Annotated in this window: 19 protein-coding genes and 1 tRNA gene; 6 read left to right on the top strand and 14 right to left on the bottom strand. The window is 64.4% G+C overall.

Annotation, left to right across the window (positions count from 1 at the left end):
• Positions 1-446 precede the first annotated feature (446 nt).
• The 7 genes from B7Z76_RS09125 to B7Z76_RS09095 all read right to left on the bottom strand — a co-directional run bounded on the left by B7Z76_RS09125 (position 447) and on the right by B7Z76_RS09095 (position 7,653).
• Positions 447-1,928 carry an amidase gene (locus B7Z76_RS09125; protein WP_291343494.1) on the bottom strand — a complete coding sequence of 494 codons (1,482 nt, stop codon included), beginning with the start codon at positions 1,926-1,928 and terminating at the stop codon, positions 447-449.
• A 6-nt stretch (positions 1,929-1,934) separates the two neighbouring features.
• Positions 1,935-2,870, bottom strand: a complete 936-nt coding sequence (locus tag B7Z76_RS09120) for a branched-chain amino acid ABC transporter permease (protein WP_174504862.1) — start codon at positions 2,868-2,870, stop codon at positions 1,935-1,937.
• Positions 2,870-3,757 carry a branched-chain amino acid ABC transporter permease gene (locus B7Z76_RS09115; protein ID WP_174503761.1) on the bottom strand — a complete coding sequence of 296 codons (888 nt, stop codon included), beginning with the start codon at positions 3,755-3,757 and terminating at the stop codon, positions 2,870-2,872. Before B7Z76_RS09115 ends, B7Z76_RS09120 begins: the two co-directional genes overlap by 1 nt.
• A gap of 30 nt (positions 3,758-3,787) precedes the next feature.
• Positions 3,788-5,023, bottom strand: coding sequence for an ABC transporter substrate-binding protein (locus B7Z76_RS09110; RefSeq protein WP_174503760.1), 1,236 nt, complete (start codon positions 5,021-5,023; stop codon positions 3,788-3,790).
• Positions 5,024-5,044: 21 nt separating this feature from the next.
• The gene (locus B7Z76_RS09105; RefSeq protein ID WP_291343492.1) at positions 5,045-5,737 is read right to left on the bottom strand and encodes an ABC transporter ATP-binding protein; all 693 of its coding nucleotides are present in this window, start codon (positions 5,735-5,737) and stop codon (positions 5,045-5,047) included.
• Positions 5,730-6,488, bottom strand: coding sequence for an ABC transporter ATP-binding protein (locus tag B7Z76_RS09100; RefSeq protein ID WP_174503758.1), 759 nt, complete (start codon positions 6,486-6,488; stop codon positions 5,730-5,732). The genes B7Z76_RS09105 and B7Z76_RS09100 overlap by 8 nt, the downstream gene beginning before the upstream one ends.
• Positions 6,489-6,648: 160 nt before the next feature.
• On the bottom strand, positions 6,649-7,653 hold the full coding sequence (locus B7Z76_RS09095) for an NADP-dependent oxidoreductase (protein ID WP_174503757.1): 1,005 nt from the start codon (positions 7,651-7,653) through the stop codon (positions 6,649-6,651).
• A gap of 120 nt (positions 7,654-7,773) precedes the next feature.
• Here B7Z76_RS09095 and B7Z76_RS09090 point away from each other — a divergent pair, with 120 nt between their 5' ends.
• The 3 genes from B7Z76_RS09090 (at position 7,774) to B7Z76_RS09080 (ending at position 10,164) form a co-directional block, all read left to right on the top strand.
• The gene (locus B7Z76_RS09090; protein ID WP_174503756.1) at positions 7,774-8,193 is read left to right on the top strand and encodes a ketosteroid isomerase-related protein; all 420 of its coding nucleotides are present in this window, start codon (positions 7,774-7,776) and stop codon (positions 8,191-8,193) included.
• Positions 8,194-8,300: 107 nt separating this feature from the next.
• The gene (locus tag B7Z76_RS09085; protein ID WP_174503755.1) at positions 8,301-9,128 is read left to right on the top strand and encodes a UDP-2,3-diacylglucosamine diphosphatase; all 828 of its coding nucleotides are present in this window, start codon (positions 8,301-8,303) and stop codon (positions 9,126-9,128) included.
• Positions 9,112-10,164 carry a glycosyltransferase family 1 protein gene (locus B7Z76_RS09080; protein ID WP_291343488.1) on the top strand — a complete coding sequence of 351 codons (1,053 nt, stop codon included), beginning with the start codon at positions 9,112-9,114 and terminating at the stop codon, positions 10,162-10,164. The genes B7Z76_RS09085 and B7Z76_RS09080 overlap by 17 nt, the downstream gene beginning before the upstream one ends.
• A gap of 4 nt (positions 10,165-10,168) precedes the next feature.
• On the opposite strand, the gene rplT is transcribed toward B7Z76_RS09080, so the two are convergent.
• Both rplT and rpmI read right to left on the bottom strand, forming a co-directional pair.
• Positions 10,169-10,525 carry a 50S ribosomal protein L20 gene (rplT, locus tag B7Z76_RS09075; RefSeq protein WP_174503753.1) on the bottom strand — a complete coding sequence of 119 codons (357 nt, stop codon included), beginning with the start codon at positions 10,523-10,525 and terminating at the stop codon, positions 10,169-10,171.
• Positions 10,526-10,538: 13 nt separating this feature from the next.
• Positions 10,539-10,742 carry a 50S ribosomal protein L35 gene (rpmI, locus tag B7Z76_RS09070; RefSeq protein ID WP_012040415.1) on the bottom strand — a complete coding sequence of 68 codons (204 nt, stop codon included), beginning with the start codon at positions 10,740-10,742 and terminating at the stop codon, positions 10,539-10,541.
• Positions 10,743-11,062: 320 nt separating this feature from the next.
• Here rpmI and B7Z76_RS09065 point away from each other — a divergent pair, with 320 nt between their 5' ends.
• The 3 genes from B7Z76_RS09065 to B7Z76_RS09055 all read left to right on the top strand — a co-directional run bounded on the left by B7Z76_RS09065 (position 11,063) and on the right by B7Z76_RS09055 (position 16,076).
• Positions 11,063-13,666, top strand: a complete 2,604-nt coding sequence (locus B7Z76_RS09065) for a glycosyltransferase (RefSeq protein WP_291343483.1) — start codon at positions 11,063-11,065, stop codon at positions 13,664-13,666.
• A 504-nt stretch (positions 13,667-14,170) separates the two neighbouring features.
• A tRNA-Asn gene (locus tag B7Z76_RS09060) sits at positions 14,171-14,246 on the top strand.
• Between the two features lie 183 nt (positions 14,247-14,429).
• Positions 14,430-16,076: a DUF1796 family putative cysteine peptidase gene (locus B7Z76_RS09055; protein WP_174503751.1), complete on the top strand. Its 1,647-nt coding sequence runs from the start codon at positions 14,430-14,432 to the stop codon at positions 16,074-16,076.
• Between the two features lie 131 nt (positions 16,077-16,207).
• On the opposite strand, the gene thiE is transcribed toward B7Z76_RS09055, so the two are convergent.
• From thiE to B7Z76_RS09030, 5 genes are all read right to left on the bottom strand, one after another.
• Positions 16,208-16,834 carry a thiamine phosphate synthase gene (thiE, locus tag B7Z76_RS09050; RefSeq protein ID WP_174503750.1) on the bottom strand — a complete coding sequence of 209 codons (627 nt, stop codon included), beginning with the start codon at positions 16,832-16,834 and terminating at the stop codon, positions 16,208-16,210.
• Positions 16,831-17,745, bottom strand: a complete 915-nt coding sequence (locus B7Z76_RS09045) for a class I fructose-bisphosphate aldolase (RefSeq protein ID WP_174503749.1) — start codon at positions 17,743-17,745, stop codon at positions 16,831-16,833. The genes thiE and B7Z76_RS09045 overlap by 4 nt, the downstream gene beginning before the upstream one ends.
• A 54-nt stretch (positions 17,746-17,799) precedes the next feature.
• Positions 17,800-18,210: a hypothetical protein gene (locus tag B7Z76_RS09040; RefSeq protein ID WP_174503748.1), complete on the bottom strand. Its 411-nt coding sequence runs from the start codon at positions 18,208-18,210 to the stop codon at positions 17,800-17,802.
• Entirely contained in the window at positions 18,191-20,632 is a 2,442-nt protein-coding gene (locus B7Z76_RS09035) for a DNA translocase FtsK (protein WP_174503747.1), read from the bottom strand. Before B7Z76_RS09035 ends, B7Z76_RS09040 begins: the two co-directional genes overlap by 20 nt.
• A 125-nt stretch (positions 20,633-20,757) precedes the next feature.
• Positions 20,758-22,032 carry an ammonium transporter gene (locus tag B7Z76_RS09030; protein ID WP_291343477.1) on the bottom strand — a complete coding sequence of 425 codons (1,275 nt, stop codon included), beginning with the start codon at positions 22,030-22,032 and terminating at the stop codon, positions 20,758-20,760.
• Positions 22,033-22,210 lie beyond the last annotated feature (178 nt).

Genomic DNA, 22,210 nt, shown 5'->3' with positions numbered 1-22,210 from the left:
CAGCAACGCCGCGTGCTGCCGGGCGGGATGGGCGTTCTGACCCTGCGTGTATTGGCTGGACGCCGAATTGCCGAGGGTCATATTGCAGTCGTTCATGCGCAGTCTCCATGAGGCTTCGGCCGGCATGCCGTTGCGGGAGACTGCGAGCAGACGACGCCCGGAAACGGCAGGCCGATCCTTCGACCACGGTGTGGGCCTTTCCGATCCGATTGGATCGGATGTAGTGCTCTAGCATATTGATAAGTCGAGCATCTTTATCCGATCAGATGATTCCATCTGATCGGATGATGCTCTAGAGCAGTTTCCGATCCTGATGGATCGGATGGAGTGCTCTACCACATTGATAAACAGAGCATCTTTGTCGGATCAGATGTCGTGCCCTGTCACGTTGATGCCCCAAATGTCGGCCACGGAGCCGGTCTGGTCAAGGCGCTGGCGCGGCGCGGTCAGCTGCCTTGCGGCCGCCGGCCGGCCCAGGGCGATGCCGCTTCCAGCTGCGCGGCGAGGCGGAGCAGCGTGGCTTCATCGGCGGTGCGGCCGACGAACTGAACGCCGATCGGCAGCCCGTCGGCCCCCTGATGCAGCGGCACCGACATGGCCGGAACGAAGGCCAGGTTGGCGAGCTGGGTGAAGGGCGTGCGTTCGAGATTCTGGAAGGCGAGCCCTTCGACAACGCCCGAGCGAATCAGCAGGCCACCGGCATTGGCCCGGCTGATCAGCCGGGAGATGGCCTGGATGGGGGCCGGCGAGTCGAGCTCGCCGATCCTTGCGGGGCCGAGTGCGGTGGTCGGCGTGAGATAGAGGTCATATGTCGTGAAGAACGCGCCGAGCGCGCGGGCGAACCCGTTCCAATGCTCGCGCAGCTCGACATAGGCGCCGGCGGACATCGCCCGCCCGATCGCGGCGATCGCCCGTGTGTCGGGGTGGAAATCCCGGTCGCGGCTGCCATGCTCGCGCCGGAGCCGGGCAAGCATTGCCGCGACCTGGCCGTAATACATGCCCATGTAGCAGCGCGCGAGCAGCTTGCCGTCGATCGCGGGCTCGGCCTCCTCGACGATGTGGCCGAGGGATTCGAGCAGGCGGGCAGTGGCCGCGACAGCCTCGGTGATCTCCGGCGCGACCCGCCCGCCGATCGGCGAGCGGATTGAGAAGCCGATCCGCAACCGGCCCGGATCGGCACCGGGTTCAGCGGCGAAGGGGCGCGCCGGCGCCGGGATGATGAAGGGATCGCCCACCGCCGTGCCGGCGAGACAGTCGAGCATGGCGGCCGAATCGCGAACGCTGCGGGTCAGCACATGGTCCGCCACCGCGCCATCCCACATCTCGCCGGCCATCGGACCCGAGGAGACTCGCCCGCGGGACGGCTTGAGCCCGAACAGCCCGCAATAGGAGGCGGGAATGCGGATCGACCCGCCGCCATCGCCCGCGCCGGCCATCGGAACGTAGCCGGCGGCAACCGCGGCGGCCGATCCACCCGACGATCCGCCCGGCGTATGGCCGGGATTCCACGGATTGCGGGTCGCGCCGTAAAGGCGGGTTTCAGTGGTCGCCTTGAGGCCGAGTTCCGGCGCCGTCGTCATCCCGGCGATCACCAGCCCGGCGGCGAGGCAGCGTTCGACGAAATGCGAGGACCGGGCGGCGACATTGCCCCGCAGCGGCAGGGCGCCCATCGTCATCGGCGCGCCTTCGTACTCCTGCGCGAGATCCTTGAGGAGAAAGGGAACGCCCGCGAAAGGCCCCTGCAATCCGGCGGCGATCTGCCGGCGGGCGCGGTCCCGCAGATCGGCGGCGATGGCGTTCAGCCGGGGTTCGCTGGCGTCGATCCTGGCGAGGGTTGCATCGAGCAGCTCCTCCGCCGTGATCTCGCCGCCCCTGATCAGGGCGGCGAGGGATGTTGCGTCGTGAGTTCCGAGTTGTTCAGCCTGCATGCCCCATCAAAGGGACAATTTGAGCCAGGATGCAACCTCTCCGGCAACGCCACGGCGGAAGGCGAGCACGCAGGCGATGAAGATCACGCCCTGGATCACCGTCACCCAGTCGCTGAAACTGGCGAGATAATATTGCATGGCGACGATGATCGCGGCACCGACGAGCGGGCCGAACACCGTCCCGATCCCGCCGACCAGAACCATCAGCACGACCAGGCCGGACGTGGCGTTGCCGACATCGGTGAGCGTGGCGATGCGGACCACCAGCGCATTCAGCCCGCCGGCAATGCCACCCAGCGCCGCGGACAGCACGAAGATGACCCATTTATACTGCTCGACCTTGTAGCCGAGCGAAATGGCGCGGCTCTCGTTCTCGCGGATCGCCTTCACCACCTGGCCGAACGGCGAGTGGATCACCCGATGGACGAACAGGAAGCCGGCGATGAACACGCCGAACACCAGCCAGTAGAGCTGCAGGTCGTTGTGCAGGGGCAGGCTGCCGAACAGGTTGCCGCGGGGGATGTTCTGGATGCCGTTTTCGCCGCCGGTAAAGCTCGTGTCCTGCACCGCGAAGAAATAGACGAGCTGCGCGAGGGCGAGGGTGATCATCGCGAAATAGATGGTTTGCCGCCGGATCGCGAGCCAGCCGAACACGACGCCGATGGCCGCGGCGGTGAGCCCACCAAGGATCAGCCCGACTTCGGTGGAAGCGTGCATCGTCTGGATCATGTAGCCGACGACATAGCCGCCCATGCCGAAGAAGGCAGCCTGGCCGAGCGAGAGCAGGCCGGTATAACCCATCAGCAGGTTCGCCCCCATCGCGAAGAGCGCGAAGCACATCACCTGCATGACGAAAATCGGATAGACGACGAAGGGCGCGACGGCGAGGATCGCCGCCATGACGACGAAGCCGATCGCCTGGGCGCGGGTGAAACCGAACATCATGCCGCCCTTCCGAACAGGCCGGCCGGACGGGCCAGCAGCACGACAGCCATCACCGCGAAGACAACGACGGACGATGCTGCCGGATAATAGACCTCGGTAAAGCCCTGGATGATGCCAAGGCCGAAGCCGGTGATGATAGCGCCGCCGATCGAGCCCATGCCGCCGATCACGACAACGGCGAACACCGTGTTGATCAGGTCGGTGCCCATGCCCGGATTGACCGAATAGAGCGGCGCCGCGAGCACGCCCGCCAGCCCCGCGAGGGAGACGCCGGCGGCAAAGGTCAGCGCGATCACCCGCGGCACGTTCACGCCGAAGGCCTGCACGAGCGCGGGATTTTCGGTCGAGGCGCGCAGCAGGGCGCCAAGGCTGGTCTTTTCGATCACGAACCAGACCGCCACGCAGATGATGATTGCCGCGGCCACCACGAAGCCGCGATAGACCGGCAGATACATGAAGCCGAGATTGAGCGTGCCGGACAGGATGTCAGGCGCCCCGTAGGATACGCCCGAGCTGCCATAGGCGTTGGTGAACAGCCCCTCCAGCACCAGCGCGAGGCCGAAGGTCAGCAGCAGGCCGTACAGAATGTCGAGCTTGTAGGTGAAGCGGATGAGGGTGCGTTCGAGCCCGAGCCCGAACGCGCCAACCATCACGGGGGCCAGCACCAGCGCCGGCCAGTAGCCGATGCCGAGATAATGCAGGAGCCCCCAGGTCACGAACGCGCCCACCATGAAGAGCGCGCCATGCGCGAAGTTGATGACGTTCAGCAGACCGAAAATGATCGCCAGCCCGAGCGAAAGCATCGCGTAGAACGAGCCGTTGATGATGCCGAGCAGCAGCTGCCCGAACAGCAGCGGCGCCGGCTTGCCGAGGATCATCAGCATGACGTGTGTCTCTTCATGGCGGGCTTGATCTCAGGCCTTGACCAGCGGGCAGCCTTCGGCGGCCATCGGCATGAACGCTTCCTTCGCCGGGGTCGTGGCGAGGAGATCGTAGTAGTCCCACGGCTCCTTGCTCTCGGACGGCGACTTCACGCGGAACAGGTAGGCCGGGCACATGAAGCGGCCATCCTCGCGGATGTAGTTCTTGCCGTAGGCATCGTCGTCGGTCGGCATCTTCTTCATCTGCGCGACGACGGCGGCGCCGTTCTTCACGTCCTTCATGTTGTTCATGGCATCGACGGCCTTGAGGAAGTGCAGCGTGCCGGAATAGCTGCCGGCCTGGCCCATCGAGGGATAGTTGTCCGGCGTGCGCGGCTTGACCCGCTTCATGAACGCGCGGGTGCGGTCGTTCAGGTTCCAGTAGAAGCTCTCGGTGAGCGTCAGGCCCTGCGCGATCTCGAGGCCCATGCCATGCACGTCGTTCAGGAAGATCAGCAGGCCGGCAATGTGCATCTTCTTGTTCAGGCCGAACTGATGCGCCTGCTTGATCGAGTTCACCGTGTCCTTGCCCGCGTTGGCGAGGCCGAGCACGTCGGCGCCGGAGGCCTGGGCCTGGATCAGGTAGGAGGAGAAGTCGGTCGTGGTCGGGAACGGATAGTTGATGTTGCCGAGCACCTGGCCGCCCATCTGCTTCACGACAGCGGCGGTCTGCTCGTGCAGCAGGTGACCGAACGCATAGTCGGCGGTGATGAAGAACCACTTCTTGCCGCCCGACTTCACGATGGCGCCGCCGGTGGAGTGCGACAGCATGTAGGTGTCGTAGGTCCAGTGCACGGTCTGCGCGTTGCAGAACTTGCCGGTGATGTCGGAGGAGGCGGAGTTGGTGTTGATGTAGGCGCGGTTCTTGTCGTGCGCGACGCCCTCGATGGCGATGCCGATCGCGGAGTTCGGGACGTCGATCACGAGGTCCGCACCCTGGTCGTAGAAGCGGCGGGCCAGCGCGGTGCCGACACCCGGGTTCTCCTGGTGGTCGCCACGGATCACCTCGACGTCATAGCCCTTCTGCTTGGCGCCGAAATCGGCGATCGCCTGCTCGACGCACGCAACCGAGGTCGGGCCGCCGATGTCGCGATAGGGGCCGGAAAAATCGCTGACGACGGCGATCTTGAGCTTCTTGGCCGAGGCCGCGCGCGCCCGCGTGCCGGGCAGCGAGGCCGCTGCAACGCCGGCGGCGGCGCCGCCGAGAAGGTTTCTTCTGCTCAGGTCCATGGATGTTTCCTTCGTTGAGGTTCAGATACCAAGTCGCCGGTTGAGCGACTCGGCGCGGGCGGCGAGCTCATTGGCCGGGATCATGTCCACGACCTGACCGTGCTCGACGAGGTAGTGCCGGTCAGCAAGCTTGGCGGCAAAGCGGAAATTCTGCTCCACCAGCAGCACGGTAAAGCCACGGCGCTTGATCTCCGCGATCATGTGGCCGATCTGCTGGACGATGACCGGCGCAAGCCCCTCGGTCGGCTCGTCGAGCAGCAGCAGCTTGGCGCCGGTGCGCAGAATGCGGGCGATCGCCAGCATCTGCTGTTCGCCGCCCGAGAGCTTGGTGCCCGGGCTTTTCGCGCGCTCGCGCAAATTGGGGAACAGCTCGTGGATATCGGCGACACTCATGCCCCCGGGTGCCACCACCGGCGGCAGCATCAGGTTTTCCTCCACCGTCAGCCCGGCGAAGATGCCGCGGTCTTCCGGGCAGAAGCCGATGCCGGCGCGGCCGATGACGTCGGGGCGGGCGGCGATCAGCTCGGCGCCGCGAAAGCGGATGCTGCCGGTGCGCTTCGGCACCAGCCCCATGATCGCCTTCAGCGTCGTCGATTTGCCGGCACCGTTGCGGCCGAGCAGGGTGACGCATTCACCCTCCCGCACCTCGAACTTCATGCCATGCAGAACGTGACTCTCGTCGTACCAGGCGTTGAGATCGGCGATTTCAAGCATCGGCGTGCTCCGAGCCGAGATAGGCGGTGATGACCGCCTCGTTGGTGGAGACGCTGGCGTAATCGCCCTCGGCCAGCACGCGGCCGCGCGCCAGCACCGTGATCCGGTCCGACAGGCCGGAGACGACGGAGAGATTGTGCTCCACCATCAGGATCGTGCGGCCCTTCCGGATCTGGCGGATGAGCGCGACGATCCGCGCCACGTCCGCCTCGGTCATGCCGGCTGTCGGCTCGTCCAGCAGCATCAGCTTCGGATCGAGCGCCAGCGTGGTCGCGATCTCCAGCGCGCGCTTGCGGCCATAGGAGAGTTCCGCCGCCGGCACCTCGACACTGTCCGACAGCCCGACATCGTAGAGCAGTTCGTGCGCGCGGTCGTTGAACACCGAAAGTGCGCGTTCGCTGCGCCAGAAATCGAAATTGCCGCCGCGCGAGCGGGCCAGCGCGACGCGCACGTTCTCGAGCGCGCTCATGTGCCCGAACACCGCCGAGATCTGGAAGCTGCGCACCAGGCCGCGGCGGGCGACATCGGCCGGCTTCAGGTCGGTGATGTCCTTGCCCTCGAATGTGATCTTGCCGGCACTCGGCTGCAGGAACTTGGTCAGCAGGTTGAAGCAGGTGGTCTTGCCCGCGCCATTCGGACCGATCAGCGCGTGAATGCTGTCCCGCTCGATCGACAGGTCGACGTCCTGCACGGCCATGAAGCCGCGAAAACCCTTCGCCAGACCGCGCGCCTCGAGTATGTTATCGGCCATGGATCGACCGATACCCTGCCGCCACGAGAGCGGGGGCCGATTTGACGATAAACGACATTTTCCCCTCGTCGGCCCCAGCCGGGCCGGTCACTGAATTGTGACGGCCTCGTGGCATATCGGCCGCGCCCACGCAAGAGCCTGAACGCGGCCAGTGATGATTTCACACTTTCGTTATGAGTTTTCCGAAATTGTCGCCGCTGAAAAGTTTCAGAAGTGTTTCCGGGAAATTTTCCAGCCCATCCACGATATCTTCACGGCTTTTCAGCTTTCCCTGCCGCAGCCACCCCGCCATCGCCTGCATGCCTTCGGGATAGCGATCGGCCCAATCGAACACGATCATGCCCTGCATGCGTGCTCGATTCACCAGAAGCGAAAGATAGTTCGCCGGCCCGCGCACCGGCGTGGTGCTGTTGTATTGGGAAATCGCGCCGCAGATCACGATACGGGCGCGCAGGTTGATGCGGGCCAGGCAGTCATCGAGGATCTGCCCGCCGACATTGTCGAAATAGACATCGATCCCGTTGGGGCAGGTCTCGCGCAGCCGCTCGGGCACGCTCTCGGATTTGTAGTCGATCGCCGCGTCGAACCCGAGTTCGTCGACGATGTAACGGCATTTGTCCTCGCGACCGGCAATGCCGACGACGCGGCAACCCTGGATCTTCGCGATCTGCCCCACCAGCGCGCCCACGGCACCGGCGGCGGCGGAGACGACGACGGTCTCCCCCGCCTTCGGCTCGCCGACCGCGAGCAGGCCGAAATACGCGGTCATGCCCGGCATGCCGAGGGTGGAGATGAACAGCGGCTTCGGCGCCAGGCTCGGGTCGACCTTCAGGCAATCCTTCGCGGCGATCGTCGCCACGCTCTGCACGCCGAACGGGCCGGTGACGACATCGCCGGCCGCAAACCCCGCCGCGCGGCTCTCGATGATGGTGCCGACCGCGCCGGCCCGCATGACCTCGCCGAGCCCGACCGGCTTGATGTAGGACTTGCCCTCGTTCATCCAGCCGCGCATCGCGGGGTCGAGCGAGATGTATTCGACGCCGACCATGATCTCGCCCTCCTCGGGCTTGCGCGCCGGCTCGACGCGATATTCGAAATCATCGCGCTTCGGCAGGCCGACGGGGCGGCGGATCAGACGGAACTGGCGGGATTCGGGCTGGCTCATGTTTCACTCCATATATTGACGTAAAGGTTAGGCCGTCAGCGGTATGACGGCAAGGGTGCCAAATCTTGAAGTGGCGCCGGAAGTCTGGAATGGTTCGGGACCACAGGGAATTTGAAGACCATGCAGAAGACCCCGGCCGAGACGACGACCGCGCTGATCGGCGCCTATTACGCCGCGTTCAACAGCGGCCAGGCGCGGGCGATGCTCGACCTGCTGTCCGACGACGTGGCGCACGACATCAACCAGGGCGCGCGGGAAACCGGGCGGGCGGCGTTTGCGGCGTTTCTCGACCACATGGACGTCTCCTACCGCGAGCATCTGACGGACATCGTCATCCTCGCCTCCGCGGATGGCAGCCGGGCGGCCGCCGAATTCGTGGTCCACGGCGAGTACCTGAAAACCGACCCGGGCCTGCCGGAGGCACGCGGCCAGCGTTATGTCCTGCCGGCCGGGGCGTTCTTCGAGGTGCGCGGCGGCAAGATCGCCCGCGTTTCCAATTATTACAATTTGCAGGACTGGCTGCGCCAGATCGGCGCCTGAACCGGCTGGGCAGAGCCCGCGAAAATCGTCATCGCTTTGTAAAGATCGTGGATCTGTCACCAGAGTTTCATTAGGAGCGGCGCGCCCGCCTGCCGTAGTGAGCGGGCATGACAGCCCCCGGCGCGATCACACGCTATCGCAGCGTGTTCATCTCGGACACCCATCTCGGCACGCGCGGCTGCCGGGCTGATTTCCTCGCCGATTTCCTGCGCAGGACCAGCGCCGAACACATCTATCTCGTCGGCGACATCATCGATGGCTGGCGCCTGCAACGCGGATGGTACTGGGACAAGCACCACGACGATGTCGTGACGCAGCTGCTCCGCAGCGCCCGCGCCGGCACCAAGGTCACCTACATCCCCGGCAATCACGACGAGGCCGTGCGGCGCTATCTTCACCTCAGCCTCGAGATCGCGGGGATCCGCTTCGCCGACGAGGCGGAGCACGTCACCGCGGCGGGGGAACGGCTGCTCATCATCCATGGCGACCAGTTCGACTCCGTGGTGTGCTACGCGCGGCTGCTCGCCGTGCTGGGCGACTGGGCCTATGGCGCGGCACTGGTCCTCAACCGCTGGTTCAATGTCGCGCGCGCGCGGCTCGGCTACCCGTACTGGTCGCTCTCCGCCTACCTCAAGCGCCAGGTGAAGGGGGCGGTCAAGGCGATCGACCGGTTCGAGGTCGCGCTGGCGGCCGAAGCCGCGTCGCGCGGGTTCGACGGCGTGGTCTGCGGCCATATCCACCACCCCGAGATGCGGGTGGTGAACGGCATTCGCTACATCAACGATGGCGACTGGGTGGAGAGCTGCACGGCGCTGGTCGAACATCACGACGGGCGGCTCGAACTGCTCGACTGGGCCGCCCTGAACCGGCTGTCCTTCCTTGCCCCCCGCGGCGCCGTCGTGCAGCCGGGCGCGATGGATGTCGCTCCTGCCTGAGCCTGCCCGGATCATGATCGTGAGCGACGCCTGGCACCCTCAGGTGAACGGCGTCGTGCGCACCCTGTCGATGCTGACCGACGAGCTGCGGCGCGACGGCCAGGAGGTCGTCGTCATCGGGCCCGACCGGTTCATGACGCTGCCCTGCCCGTTCTATGCCGAAATCCGGCTCTCGGTCGCACCGGGCCGGCTTCTGCGCCGGATGGTCGACGATTTTGCACCCGATGCGCTGCATATCGCGACCGAGGGGCCGCTCGGCATCGCGGCGCTGCGGCTGGCGCGCGCGCGCGGGTGGCGCTTCACCACCGCCTATCACACCCGGTTCCCCGAATATCTCGCGGCGCGGACCGGCCTGCCGCTCAGCCTGTCGCACGCGTGGCTGCGGCGGTTCCATCGCCACGGCGCGGGCACGATGGTCGCCACCGCCTCGATCGCGGCCGAGCTGCGCCGCTGGGGCTTTGTCAACACCAAACTCTGGTCGCGCGGGGTCGATGCCGCGCTGTTCCACCCGTCGCGGGCGGTCGATCTGCCCTATGAGCGGCCCATCTTCCTGTCGGTCGGGCGGCTCGCGGTGGAGAAAAACCTGCCCGCCTTTCTCGATCTGGACCTGCCGGGCACGAGACTCGTGGTCGGCGACGGGCCGGCGCGCGCGGCGCTGGAACGCCGTTATGCCGGGCCGCGCACCGTGTTTCTCGGCACACGACAGGGGCCGGATCTCGCCGCGCTGTTCGCGAGCGCCGATGTCTTCGTCTTTCCGAGCCGGACGGATACGTTTGGGCTTGTCGTGCTGGAGGCGCTGGCGAGCGGAACGCCGGTTGCCGCATTCCCGGTTCCCGGCCCGGCCGATATCATCGGCGGCGAGACGCCGGAGGTCGGGATTCTGGATGAGGATCTGGGGGCGGCGGCAAAGAAGGCCCTGCAGCTCGACCGTGCTGACTGCCGGCGCTTCGCAGAGCAGCATGACTGGGCGTCATGCGCGGCGCTGTTCATGCATCACCTGGTGCCGATCCGCCTCGACGGACCGGCACCAGATTGATTGTTTACGCGCGGACGGCCTTGGCCGCCTCGACGATCGCGGTGAAACCCGCGGGATCATCGAATGCCATCGCGGCGAGCACCTTGCGGTCCAGCTCGATATTCGCGGCCTTGAGGGCGGCGATGAACTGGCTGTAGGTCATGCCCTGCTCACGCACGGCGGCGTTGATGCGCTGGATCCAGAGCGCGCGGAATTCGCGCTTCTTGTTGCGGCGGTCGCGATAGGCGTAGCGGAGTGCCTTTTCGAGACGCTCGAGCGCAATCCGGTAATTGGTCGACGAGCGGCCGACAAACCCTTTGGACTGCTTGAGAACTTTCTTGTGACGGGCGTGGGTCGTCACACCCCGTTTGACGCGTGCCATGCTCTATCGCTCCTCAATCCAGACCGTAGGGGGCCCACTGCTTGACGGTCTTGCCGTCCTGCTCGGGCAGCGCCATCGTACCGCGGTTGGTGCGCTTCATCTTCTGGGAGCGATTGATCAGGCCGTGGCGCTTGTTGCCGTGGCCCGCCATCACCTTGCCGGTCGCGGTGATCTTGAACCGCTTCTTGACCGACGACTTGGTCTTCATCTTCGGCATTTCATACTCCTTCTCGTCCATACCCGGTCTCGACCGGGGGCGCGGCGTGCGGCCGGGCATGCCAAAAAGGCCCGGTCTCGCGACCTGGTCGCGCTGGAAGCGGGCGGTATAGGCAATCGCGCCGGGCTTGGCAACTCGATCCGCAGCGGCGCCGCGGCTTGCTTGCCGCCAAAACCCGATACCGGTAAACAATGGTTAAATATTATTCGATAGATTCGCTGAATTTGAGCGTCCCGACGCGGAACGCACCGACTATTTCACCACGGACCATTTCACAGGGAATTTTCATGGCAAAGCCTTCGGCGAATTCCAGGCGCAACGTGGCCGCTCCCCCCCGCGCCAGCACGGCCGGGCCGACCATCCTGGGGTTTCTCGACCGCATCGAGGAGGCATCGCTGGCCGGATGGGCGGTCGATCCCGGCGACATGTCCCGGCCGCTGTCGCTCCGCGTCATGATCGATGGCCAGATCGCCGATGTCATCACGTGCGATCTCGACCGGCCGGATCTGCACCAGCTGCACCTGCCGAACACCAGGGTCGGCTTTCACTTCGCGATCCCCTACCTCTATCAGGACGGGCTGCGCCACGTGCTGTCCCTGGCGACGATGGACGGGCAGAAGGTGACGCTGCCGGCGCGGGCGGGTTTCGCCCTGCCGGAGCTGCATTTCTGCCTGACGCGGCGTGTTCATGTCGAAGGTGTGCTCGACGGTCTCGTGGATGGGGTGGTCCAGGGCTGGGCCTTGCGCGTCGATGAGCGGGCGGGGCTGAAATCCGGCGGGCTTCGCATTCTCGTCTCCACCGGCGGCCAGCCTCTTGCCGAGCTTCTGGCCGACCAGTTCCGGGCGGACGTGGCCGAGGCGCTCGGCGCCGATCCGTGCTGCGGGTTTGCCTGGACGCCGCCCGCTTCACTTCACGCCAATGGCGCCAAGACCTTCGATTTTCATGTGATGCCGGATCGCATCCCGCTGCGGGGCAGCCCGGTCGAGCTGCGCATGCCGGGGACGTCCGAGCGAGCACGCATCAACGCGCTGATCGAGAAGGCCGACGATCTGCTGCGCTACGCCTACGGCCTGCGGCGGGATCTCAGGGCGGTGCTGCCCGCCGAGACATTTTGCCTCGCGAGATACCGCGAATGGGCCGCCCAGAGCCAACCGCTCGTCCCGGCGCGCATCGCGGCCCGCTACGGCGCGCGCGAAGATTCGCCGCTCGTGTCGGTCATCTGCCCGGTGTATCGGCCTGAGCAGGGCGCCTTCATCGCCGCGGTGGATTCGGTCCTGGCGCAGACCTATGGGAACTGGGAGCTCATCCTGGTCGATGACGGGAGCGACGATGCGCGGCTGACAGCGTTGCTGCGCCGCCTTGCCGGGGACTGCGAGCGCATCCGGGTCGAGACACTGCCGGCCAATCGCGGCATCGCCGCCGCCACCAATCGCGCGATCGAACTGGCGCGCGGCGCCTTCATCGCCTTCTTCGACCATGACGATTTGCTCGATCCCTGCGCGCTCGATGCGATGATGCGCGCGCAGGCGGCGACCGGGGCGCGGCTGCTCTATTCCGACGAGGACAAGATCGACCGGCGCGGCCAGGTTTCGGAGCCGAATTTCAAGCCGGATTTCAATTATCGCCTGCTGCTCGACCTCAACTATATCTGCCATCTGGTGGTGGTCGATGCGGCACTTGCCCGCGAGGCCGGCCGGCTCGACCCGTCGCTCGACGGCGCGCAGGATCACGACCTGCTGCTGCGGATGGTCGAGCGTCTCGGCGGGCACGAGATTCATCACGTGCCGGAAATTCTCTATCACTGGCGGATCACCGAGCGTTCCACCGCCGCCGCCGGCGCGGCCAAGCCGGCAGCGGCCGATGCGGGGGCGCGCGCCGTTGCCGCCCATCTGCGGCGCCGGGGGATCGCAGGCAAGACGGCGCGGCGCGGCGCGCTGACCTGCTACCGGACCAGCTTCGTGATCGACGACGATCCCGGCGTGTCGATCCTCATTCCGTATCGCGACCACATCGCGATGACGCAGCAATGCGTTGCCGCGATCCGCGAGGTTACGGCGGATGTTTCATGTGAAACATTGCTGCTCGACAACTGGTCGCAGGAGGCGGATGCGGAGCGCTTCGCCGTCGAACAGGGGAATCTGGCGGATACCAGGGTGCTGCGCATTCCCGAGCCGTTCAACTATTCGCGGATCAACAATCTCGGCGTGGCGGCGGCGCGGCATCCGTTCCTGCTGTTCATGAACAATGACGTGTTCGTGCGCGACCCGCTCTGGCTGCGGACGATGCTGAACGAGGCGCTGGCCGATCCGGGCGTGGGCGCGGTGGGTGCCAAGCTGCTGTATCCGAACGGCATGGTGCAGCATGCGGGGGTGGTTCTGGGTGTTGGCGGGGTGGCGGATCACGGGTTTCGCGGGCTGCCGGGCGACCAGCCTGGGTATATCGCGCATGCGATCGCGTCGCGCGAGGTTGCGGCGGTGACGGCGGCCTGCATGCTGGTGCGGCGGGAGGCGTTCGAGGCGGCGGGCGGGTTCGATGAGGCGGACCTGACCGTTGCGTTCAACGATGTCGATCTGTGCATGAAGATCCGGGCGGCCGGGTATCGGATCATCTATGCCGCCGATGTGGTGTGCGAGCATCGGGAGAGCCTGAGCCGGGGCGATGATTTCGACGATTCGAAGGTTGCGCGGTTCATGTTCGAGAACGAGGCGATGCTGGCACGCTGGGGGCGGGAGCTGGCGGTGGACCCGTTTTACAGCCCGCATTTCAGCCGCGAGGGCGGCGCCTATCGCGATTTGCGGGTGATCGACCCGGCGACGGTGGAGCGGGTAGCGCCGCAGCCGCCGGAGCGGTTTCCGCGCGCGGTTGCCCGCGCCGCCGGCACGGTGCCGGGGCGCAAGCGGCGGCGCGGGGCGGGGAGCGCCTGAGCGGCGCGCCGGCCGGCTCTTTGCAGCGCCGGCAGAATTCGATATATCCTGTAGCTACCGGCCCTCTGTCGGAATGGTAGACGAACGCGACTCATCGTAAATTGGGTGCCCGGGTGGAAATGCCCGGAGTAGAACCGCTCAAAGTCGGGGAAGGCTTGACTGCTAATCCCGAGCCAAGCCCGGAGACGGGAAGGTGTAGAGACTGGACGGGCGGCGCCTAACTCACCTGCGCAAGCGGGTGACAGGGCGAAGGGACAGTCCAGACCACGAACCCGCATGGGGCGGCGAAAGCCGAAGTGGTACGAAAATCGCGCGCCCTTGCGGGCATCCCGGTTCGAGTCCGGGGAGGGCCATTCCAAATTTTTCCAGGCGTATCTCGCCGCCCGTTTCGGCGACGGCGGGGGACAAAACTCTGCGGTGGCGTCCAGATCGGGTGGCGCAAGGCGGATATGAACCTCCCCTGTTGCCTTCCGCCGCGGCCTTCGCTAAGAGGCTTCCCACTGGTCCCGGATAGCTCAGTTGGTAGAGCAAGCGGCTGTTAACCGCTCGGTCGTAGGTTCGAGTCCTACTCCGGGAGCCAGTTTTCCTGACATTGAAAATCTTGTCTTTGTTGGCAATCGTGTCGGCAATGAAGATGCGCTTCTGCCGTTCGACGTGAATGTCCGAAACACCTTCCCGAGACCCGTTTTTTGAATTTAGATTTTCGGACCGGGTCCTCTCGATCTTGATAAACAACATTTAGTGATCTAGCCAATCGATCATATTGTCTGCGACCACATATCCAGCGCCAGCCGCGGCTATTTTTTTGGAGTTAATTATGGATTGTCGTATTTTTGATTGTTTTACTTTCTTTAATGAAATTGACCTTTTGGAAGTAAGATTTGAAGAGCTTTATGACGTTGTTGACTATTTTGTTATTTGCGAATCAGCCCTAACCTTTCAAGGAAAACCAAAACCGCTCTATTTCGCGGAAAACAAGCAGCGTTTTTCAAAATATTTAGATAAAGTAATTCATATTATCCTGAATGATTTGCCCGATACGGGAAATCCATGGGACAGGGAATTTGCGCAGCGTGATGCGTTGGCGGCAGGCTGCAATTTGGCTCGACCAGGTGATTTGGTTCTGGTCAGCGACGCAGACGAGATTTACCGACGCGACGTCATTCAAAATATTCGCGGGACGGATGGGTATATCGCTTTCGATATGCCAATGTTCCAGTACTATCTCAATTTGAGAGCTGAGCCTTCTGGATGGTCCAGAGCATTTGGTTTTACTTGGAAATACAGAGAAAAACTTCGTAATTTTACCTCTGGCCGCATAGATAAAGATTTATTAAAAGAAACTTTTGGTCATCTTTATCACGAGATACAGCAGTCCGGCTGGCACTTCACTTATCTTGGCGGCGCAGAAAAAATTCGGACGAAACTCCAGTCATTCTCGCATACAGAAGAGTGGTTCAAAGTCATGCTCTCTGAGGGGGGCATCGAGGATCAGGTCGCTTTAGGTGGAGTTGTTGGCAATTTCTGGCATCTCGCTGAATACATAAATATTGACCATAATTTTCCAACCCATATTCAAAATCGAGTCGATTATTTTAAACAGATCGGATTTATCCGCGATATTCATGAAGCCTATCGTGAGCTTCAGATCAGGTATCGGGATGTCCGTGAAAAACTAAAAGAACAAATTAGCATTAACTCACAGATTATCATATCGAAACAAATATCTGACGGCATCAAAAACGATCAAGAAACCGCCTTATCACACGCCGCACAAAATAATAGATTTGAAAATATCATCAGTATAGGAACATATTGTACAGCAGCAGCTCATCTGCGCGAAGCCGGTTTGAGGCGTGCGTCCTTCCCATTTGACTGGATTTTCTCAAATCCATCAATGATTGCTGATTGTTTCGAAGATGATTTTTCTACACTTTTAAATCGTAACTATCTGGTACCAATTGAAAATGGCTCCAAATGCCAGCATGCATTCTATCAAGAAAAATATTCGATGCCTCACGGGGCGATATTTAATCATCAAAACGTCGCTGATGATGCTGAATATCAAAAACTTACCCGACGCGTAGATCGCCTGAGACAGGCGATTTCAAATAAAGATAAAACTTTATTGCTTATGATGATGAATACTTCATCATTTTACGAAGATATGGCAGGAACAATATTCCGTATCAAAAAAGCGGCGAAAGATTGCCCGGTATTTGTTGTTGTTTTCAGCCAGAGCTATGCCGAACCGAGAGGAAAATTAGAAATCATATTTAAAGATGCAGGGGTCATAATCGCAAAACTATTTGTTCACTCAGATACTTCTGACGGGCTACTGTTCGATGACCGGCAGGACACTGAGGCTGTAATCAAATTCCTGCATAATCTGAATAGAACTGATATATAAGTTTTATTCAAAGACCAGGACATCATCCGATCGGATAAGAATGTCCTGGTTATTTATATGAAAGAGCATCATCCGATCCGAAAGGGTCGGAAAACGCTCCAGGATATTTCCCTGAATGTCATGAAATGACTTCAATCATGGCCGATCTTTTTTGAAAATCCCCGCACGCCCGCAGCCGGGCCATCCGGATGGTTCCAGACGGCGCCGATGACCGCGAGGAAATCGGCGCCCGCATCCGCGAGGGGGGCAAAATTGTCCTGGGTGATGCCGCCGATGGCAACCGAGGGGATTTCCATCAGTTCGGACCACCAGCGCAGCAACTCGATATCGGCGTGGGCTTTCGGGGTTTTGGTCGCGGTCGGGAAAAACGCGCCGAAGGCGACGTAATCCGCCCCCTGCTCGGCCGCTTCCATGGCGAGGTGCCGGCTGTCGTGGCAGGTGATGCCGAGGCTCAGCCCGGCGAGCGTCTGGCGCGCGCGGGAGAGGCCGCCATGGGCGGCGAGGTCGTCCTGCCCGAGATGCGCGCCGTCGCACCCGGTTTCGACCGCGAGGCGGGGATCGTCGTTCAGCAGGAAGGCGACGCCGCGTGATTGCGCGACGGGGCGCAGCGCATCGACCGCGCGGCGCACGTCGTCCGGCGTGGCGTCCTTGAGGCGGAGCTGGACGCAGGCCACCGGCCCGGCGTCCAGCGCGGCCGCCAGCGCATCGGCGAAATCGGGGCCGATGCGGGGCGGGGTGATGAGGTAAAGCTCGGTCAAGCCTTGCCCTGGTAGATGCCGACGATCTGCGCGAGCAGGGCCAGCGCCTCGTCCCGCGGGCGGGTGAAGGCGTTGCGGCCGATGATCGAGCCGGAGGCGCCGCCTTCGTTCAGGGCGCGCACGGTGTCGAGCAGGCTGGCCGAGTCGGTTGCCTCGCCGCCGGAGAACACCACGAGGCGGCGGCCGTTGAAGCAGGACTGGACGACGTGCTCGATGCGGCGGGCCATGGTCGAGACGTCCACCTTCTCATAGGCCTTCCGCGCGGCGTCGAGCCCGATATGCTCGGTGGGCGGCTTCACCTTGATGATGTGGGCGCCGAGCAGTGCCGCCATGTGCGCGGCATAGGCGCAGATGTCGATCGCGGTTTCGGCCTTCTTGTCGATCATCGGGCCGCGCGGATACGACCACAGCACGACGGCGAGGCCGGCGGACTTCGCCTCTTCGGCGAGTTCGCGGAATTCCTCCATCATCGCGAACTGGTGCTCGCTGCCGGGATAGATGGTGAAGCCGACCGCGGCGCAGCCGAGGCGCAGGGCGTCGGAAATCGAGCCGGTGACGGCCTGGTCCTTCTCGGTGGCCAGCGAGTTGGAGGAGTTGAGCTTGAGGATGGTGGGGATGCTGCCGGCGAAGGCGTCGGCCCCGGCCTCGATCATGCCGAGCGGGGCGGCATAGGCGGACAGGCCGGCATCGAGGGCGAGCTGGAAATGGTAGTGTGGGTCATAGGCGGCAGGATTGCTGGCGAAGCTGCGCGCGGGGCCGTGTTCGAAACCCTGATCGACCGGGAGGATGACCATCTTGCCGGTGCCGCCGAGCTTGCCCTGCATCAGGATGCGGGCGAGGTTGGCCTTGGTGCCGGGATTGTCGCTTTCGTACCAGCTCAGGATCTTCCTGACCCGTTGAGTGACGCGCATTGGGATCTCCCTCTGTAAAAGTATGCAGGCTGAAAGATGGCAAGCGGGATGCCGTTAAGCCGGATTTTTCACCGCGTCCAGCCATGCGGCGAGGGCAGCAGGGGCGATTTCGGCGGCGAGATCGAGCGCTGGCGGCGGTGCCGCGAGCAAGGTTGCGCCGGATTCATCGGCGAGGGCGGCGATGCGGGGAAAGGCCGGGGTCGCCGGATCGAGAACCAGGCCGCGCAGGCCGATCCGCAGCGCCTCCAGCGCGCGGCCGGGGGCATCGGCGCAGTCGAGCAGGGCGGGGCCGTCGAAGCGGGCGGCGGCGAGCAGGCTCTGCCACCACAGGCAGCCGGCATGGAGGGCGAAGCCGGGCGGCGAGAGCAGCGTGACCGGGCGGGCGGGGGCGAGCGCGCGGGCGATATCCGCGGCGTCGTGGACGATCAGCGCCGGGGGCAGGCGGTCAATCGCGCTCGCCGGCAATCAGCACCTCGCGCTTGCCGACATGGTTGGCCGGGCCGACCACGCCGTCCTTTTCCATCTGCTCGATCAGCTTGGCGGCACGGTTGTAGCCGATTTGCAGGTGGCGCTGGATGAAGGAGGTGCTGGCCTTGCCCTCGCGCGCGACCAGGGCGACGGCCTGCTGGTAGAGCCCGCCCTCGCCGCCCTCGGCCGCGGCGAGGCCGGGCATTGCGGGCGCGTCGTCCTCCACCGCCTCGGTCACGGCCTCGACATAGTCGGGCTCGCCCTGCTCGCGCAGATAGGCGACGACGTCCTCCACCTCGCGGTCGGTGACGAAGGGGCCGTGGACGCGGGTGATGCGGCCGCCGCCGGCCATGTAGAGCATGTCGCCCATGCCGAGGAGCTGCTCGGCCCCCTGCTCGCCGAGGATGGTGCGGCTGTCGAATTTCGAGATCACCTGGAAGGAGATTCGGGTGGGGAAGTTTGCCTTGATCGTGCCGGTGATGACGTCGACCGAGGGGCGCTGGGTCGCCATGATGACATGGATGCCGGCGGCGCGGGCCATCTGGGCGAGGCGCTGGACCGCGGCCTCGATCTCCTTGCCGGCGACCATCATCAGGTCGGCCATCTCGTCGATGACGACGACGATGAGCGGCAGGGCTTCGAGCGCCAGCGGCTGGTCCTCGAAGATCGGCTTGCCGGTTTCGGAATCGAAGCCGGTCTGCACCCGGCGGGTGACGACCTCGCCGCGGGCGAGCGCCTCGTTCACCCGATCGTTGTAGCCGGCGATGTTGCGCACCGAGAGGCCGCTCATCGCGCGGTAGCGGCGCTCCATCTCGCGGACCACCCATTTGAGGGCCGCGACCGCCTTGGCCGGCTCGGTGACGACCGGGGCGAGGAGATGCGGGATGCCCTCATAGACCGAGAGTTCCAGCATTTTCGGGTCGATCATGATCAGACGGCATTCGTCGGGCGAGAGGCGGTAGAGCAGGCTCAGGATCATCGCGTTGACGCCGACCGACTTGCCGGAGCCGGTGGTGCCGGCGATCAGCAGATGCGGCATGCGGGCGAGATCGGCGATGACGGGCTTGCCGCCGATATCCTTGCCGAGCGCGAGGCCGAGGCGGCCGGTGGTGGCGTTCCAGTCGGACGATTCGAGAAGCTCGGAGAGGAAGACGGTCTCGCGCTTCGCATTCGGCACCTCGATGCCGATCACGTTGCGGCCCTGCACCGTCGCGATGCGCACGGCGAGGACGGAGAGGCTGCGGGCGATGTCATCGGCCAGGCCGATGACGCGGGCGGAGCGGATGCCGGGGGCGGGTTCCAGCTCATAGAGGGTGACGACCGGGCCGGGACGGATCTCGACGATCCTGCCCTGCACGCCGTAATCGCCGAGAACGGTTTCGAGCAGCCGCGCATTGGCTTGCAGCGCCTCGGCATTGGGGCCGCCGGATGTCTGGCGCGAGGGCGCCTGCTTGAGCAACTCCAGCGGCGGCAGGCGCCAGAGATTGTCCGGCAGGGGCAGGCGCTCCTGACGCGGCGGCGCCTTGCGCGGCGGCGCGGCGCGGGTGAGCCGCGAGGGGGCGGATCGTCCCTCCGCCTGGCTGAACGATGCCGGCGGGTTGGCGAGGGCGGCGCCGGCCTCATCGTCGTAGGAGCCGGCGGGATCGCCGGTCTCGACGGGGCCGCGCGGGATGACGAGCGAGGCCCGATCGTCCGCCGCCGTGGTTTCGGACATCGGCTGCGAGGCCACGATGTCCCGCAGCCAGATCGACGTGCTGCCGGCCGCGCGCACGGCGCGGCGGCCCTGCCGGGCTGAGACGGCGGCCGCGGCGGCGGCGCGGCGGCCGGCCAGTTGCCACTCGCCGGAGGTCAGGCCGAAGGCAAAGACCGTGAATCCCGTGCCCAGCAGCGCGGAGAGGCCGAGCAGCGCGGCCCGGCCGATCATGCCGAGCGCCGAATGGGCGACATCGGCGCCATAGCCGCCGAGCAGCGTGCCGACAGCGCCGCCGGGGCCGGACGCGGCCGGCCAGCCGGGCGCGAAACCGGCATCGAAGGATTGCAGGACGCCCAGCGTGCAGGCCAGGGCCGGCAGCGCGAGCAGGGTGGACAGGGCGCGCAGCCGGAAGCGGGTGATCTCGCCACGATTGACGAGCGCGAATCCCCAGGCGAGCAGCACCAGCGCCGGCAGGGCGCCGGCGATGCCGAAACCTTGCAGCAGCAGGTCGGCGAGGATCGCGCCGAAGCGGCCGGCGAGGTTCTGCGGCGGCAGGGACGAGGCGGTATCGAATGACGGATCGCCCGGATGATAGGAGGCCAGCGACACCAGCACCGTCAGCCCGGCGAGAACGGCGCAGAGCGCGCCAAGCTCGGCCAGATGCCGGACGAAGCGCGCTTTCAGGGCGGGCGAGAGGAATTGACGGGTTTCAGTGGTCGCGGACATTTCGTGTGCCAGGCTCCGGCAATACGGCAGAGGTTGAACTATAACCTGAATCACACTGATCTGACAAAGAAAATGGCCGGAGGTTTCCCTCCGGCCCTTCGTATGTCCGATTTTTTGCCCGAAATTCAGAAGCCGTGCTGCAGAACCTCGCCATGTTCGGAGATGTCGAGCCCCTCGCGCTCGGCCTCCGCCGACACCCGCAATCCCATGGTCAGATCGATGACCTTGAGGATGATGAAGGAGACGATGCCACTGTAGAGCAGCGTGACGAGGATGCCCTCGGCCTGGAGCACCATCTGGTGCGGGTTGCCGGCGAGCAGGCCGTTGGTGCCGCCGATCGACTTGACCGCGAAGACGCCGGTGAGCAGCGCGCCGGCAATGCCGCCGAGCCCATGCACGCCCCAGACATCGAGTGCGTCGTCATACCCGAACATGCCCTTGAAGCCAGTGACGCCCCAGAAGCAGACGACGCCGGCGACGAGCCCGATGACCAGCGCGCCGCCGACCGGGACGAAGCCGCAGGCCGGGGTGATGGCGACGAGACCCGCGACCGCGCCCGACACGGCGCCGAGCAGGCTGGGCTTGCCCTTCATCATCCACTCCACCATCGTCCATGACAGGACCGAGGCCGCGGTGGCGAGATGGGTGTTGATCATCGCATACCCGGCCTGGCCGCCCGAGGTGAGGGCCGAGCCCGCGTTGAAGCCGAACCAGCCGACCCAGAGCAGGGACGCGCCGACCAGGGTGTAGCCCAGATCGGCGGGCGCCATGTTGGTCGTGCCGTAACCGGTGCGCTTGCCCACCATCAGGGCGGCCACGAGCCCGGCGACCGCCGAATTGATGTGCACCACGGTGCCGCCGGCGAAATCAAGCACGCCCTGGCCGCCGAGGAAGCCACCCGGCCCCCAGACCATGTGCGCGATCGGCGCATAGACGGCGATCAGCCAGATGCCGAGAAAGACCATGGCGGAGGAGAATTTGAGCCGGTCGGCCGGGCCGCCGAGGATCAGCACCGGCGTGATGATCGCGAAGGTGCACTGGAACATGCAGAATACCGTCTCGGGGATGGTGCCGGAGAGCGTGCCGGTGCCATCTCCCATCAGCATCACCCGCGACAGGCCGCCGATGAACGGCGTGCCCTTGGTGAAGGCCAGCGAGTAGCCGATCACCACCCACAGCACCGAGATGAGCGCGGTGGCGAAGAAGCATTGCATCAGCATGGCAAGAATGTTTTTCCGGCGGAGCAGGCCGCCGTAATAGAGAGCGAGACCCGGCACTGTCATCATCAGCACCAGGACCGAGGAGGTGAGCATCCAGGCCGTGTCGCCCGAGTCGAGCTTCGGCGCCGTGTCCGCGAAGGCCACCGCATTCCAGCCCATGACCCCCAGGGCAGCTCCCATGCCCCCGATGAGCAATCGTTTTTTCATCCGCCGTTATCCTTCCTGCTCTGCGATACGTTTGACCATGCTCCTCGCAATGCACAGAGCGTGCCATCGGCCTTGAGTTTGTTTATTAGGCAAAAAGGTGAGCGGCTCACTGATTTGTTGTTTTTGAAATCATATACTGCATATTTTTTAG

Origin of the sequence: Acidiphilium sp. 20-67-58, assembly GCF_002255515.1 — a bacterium.
In the GTDB taxonomy this organism is placed as follows: Bacteria; Pseudomonadota; Alphaproteobacteria; order Acetobacterales; family Acetobacteraceae; genus Acidiphilium.
The sequence above is the reverse complement of the archived record's forward strand: the minus strand, read 5'-3'. Positions and strand labels throughout refer to the sequence as shown.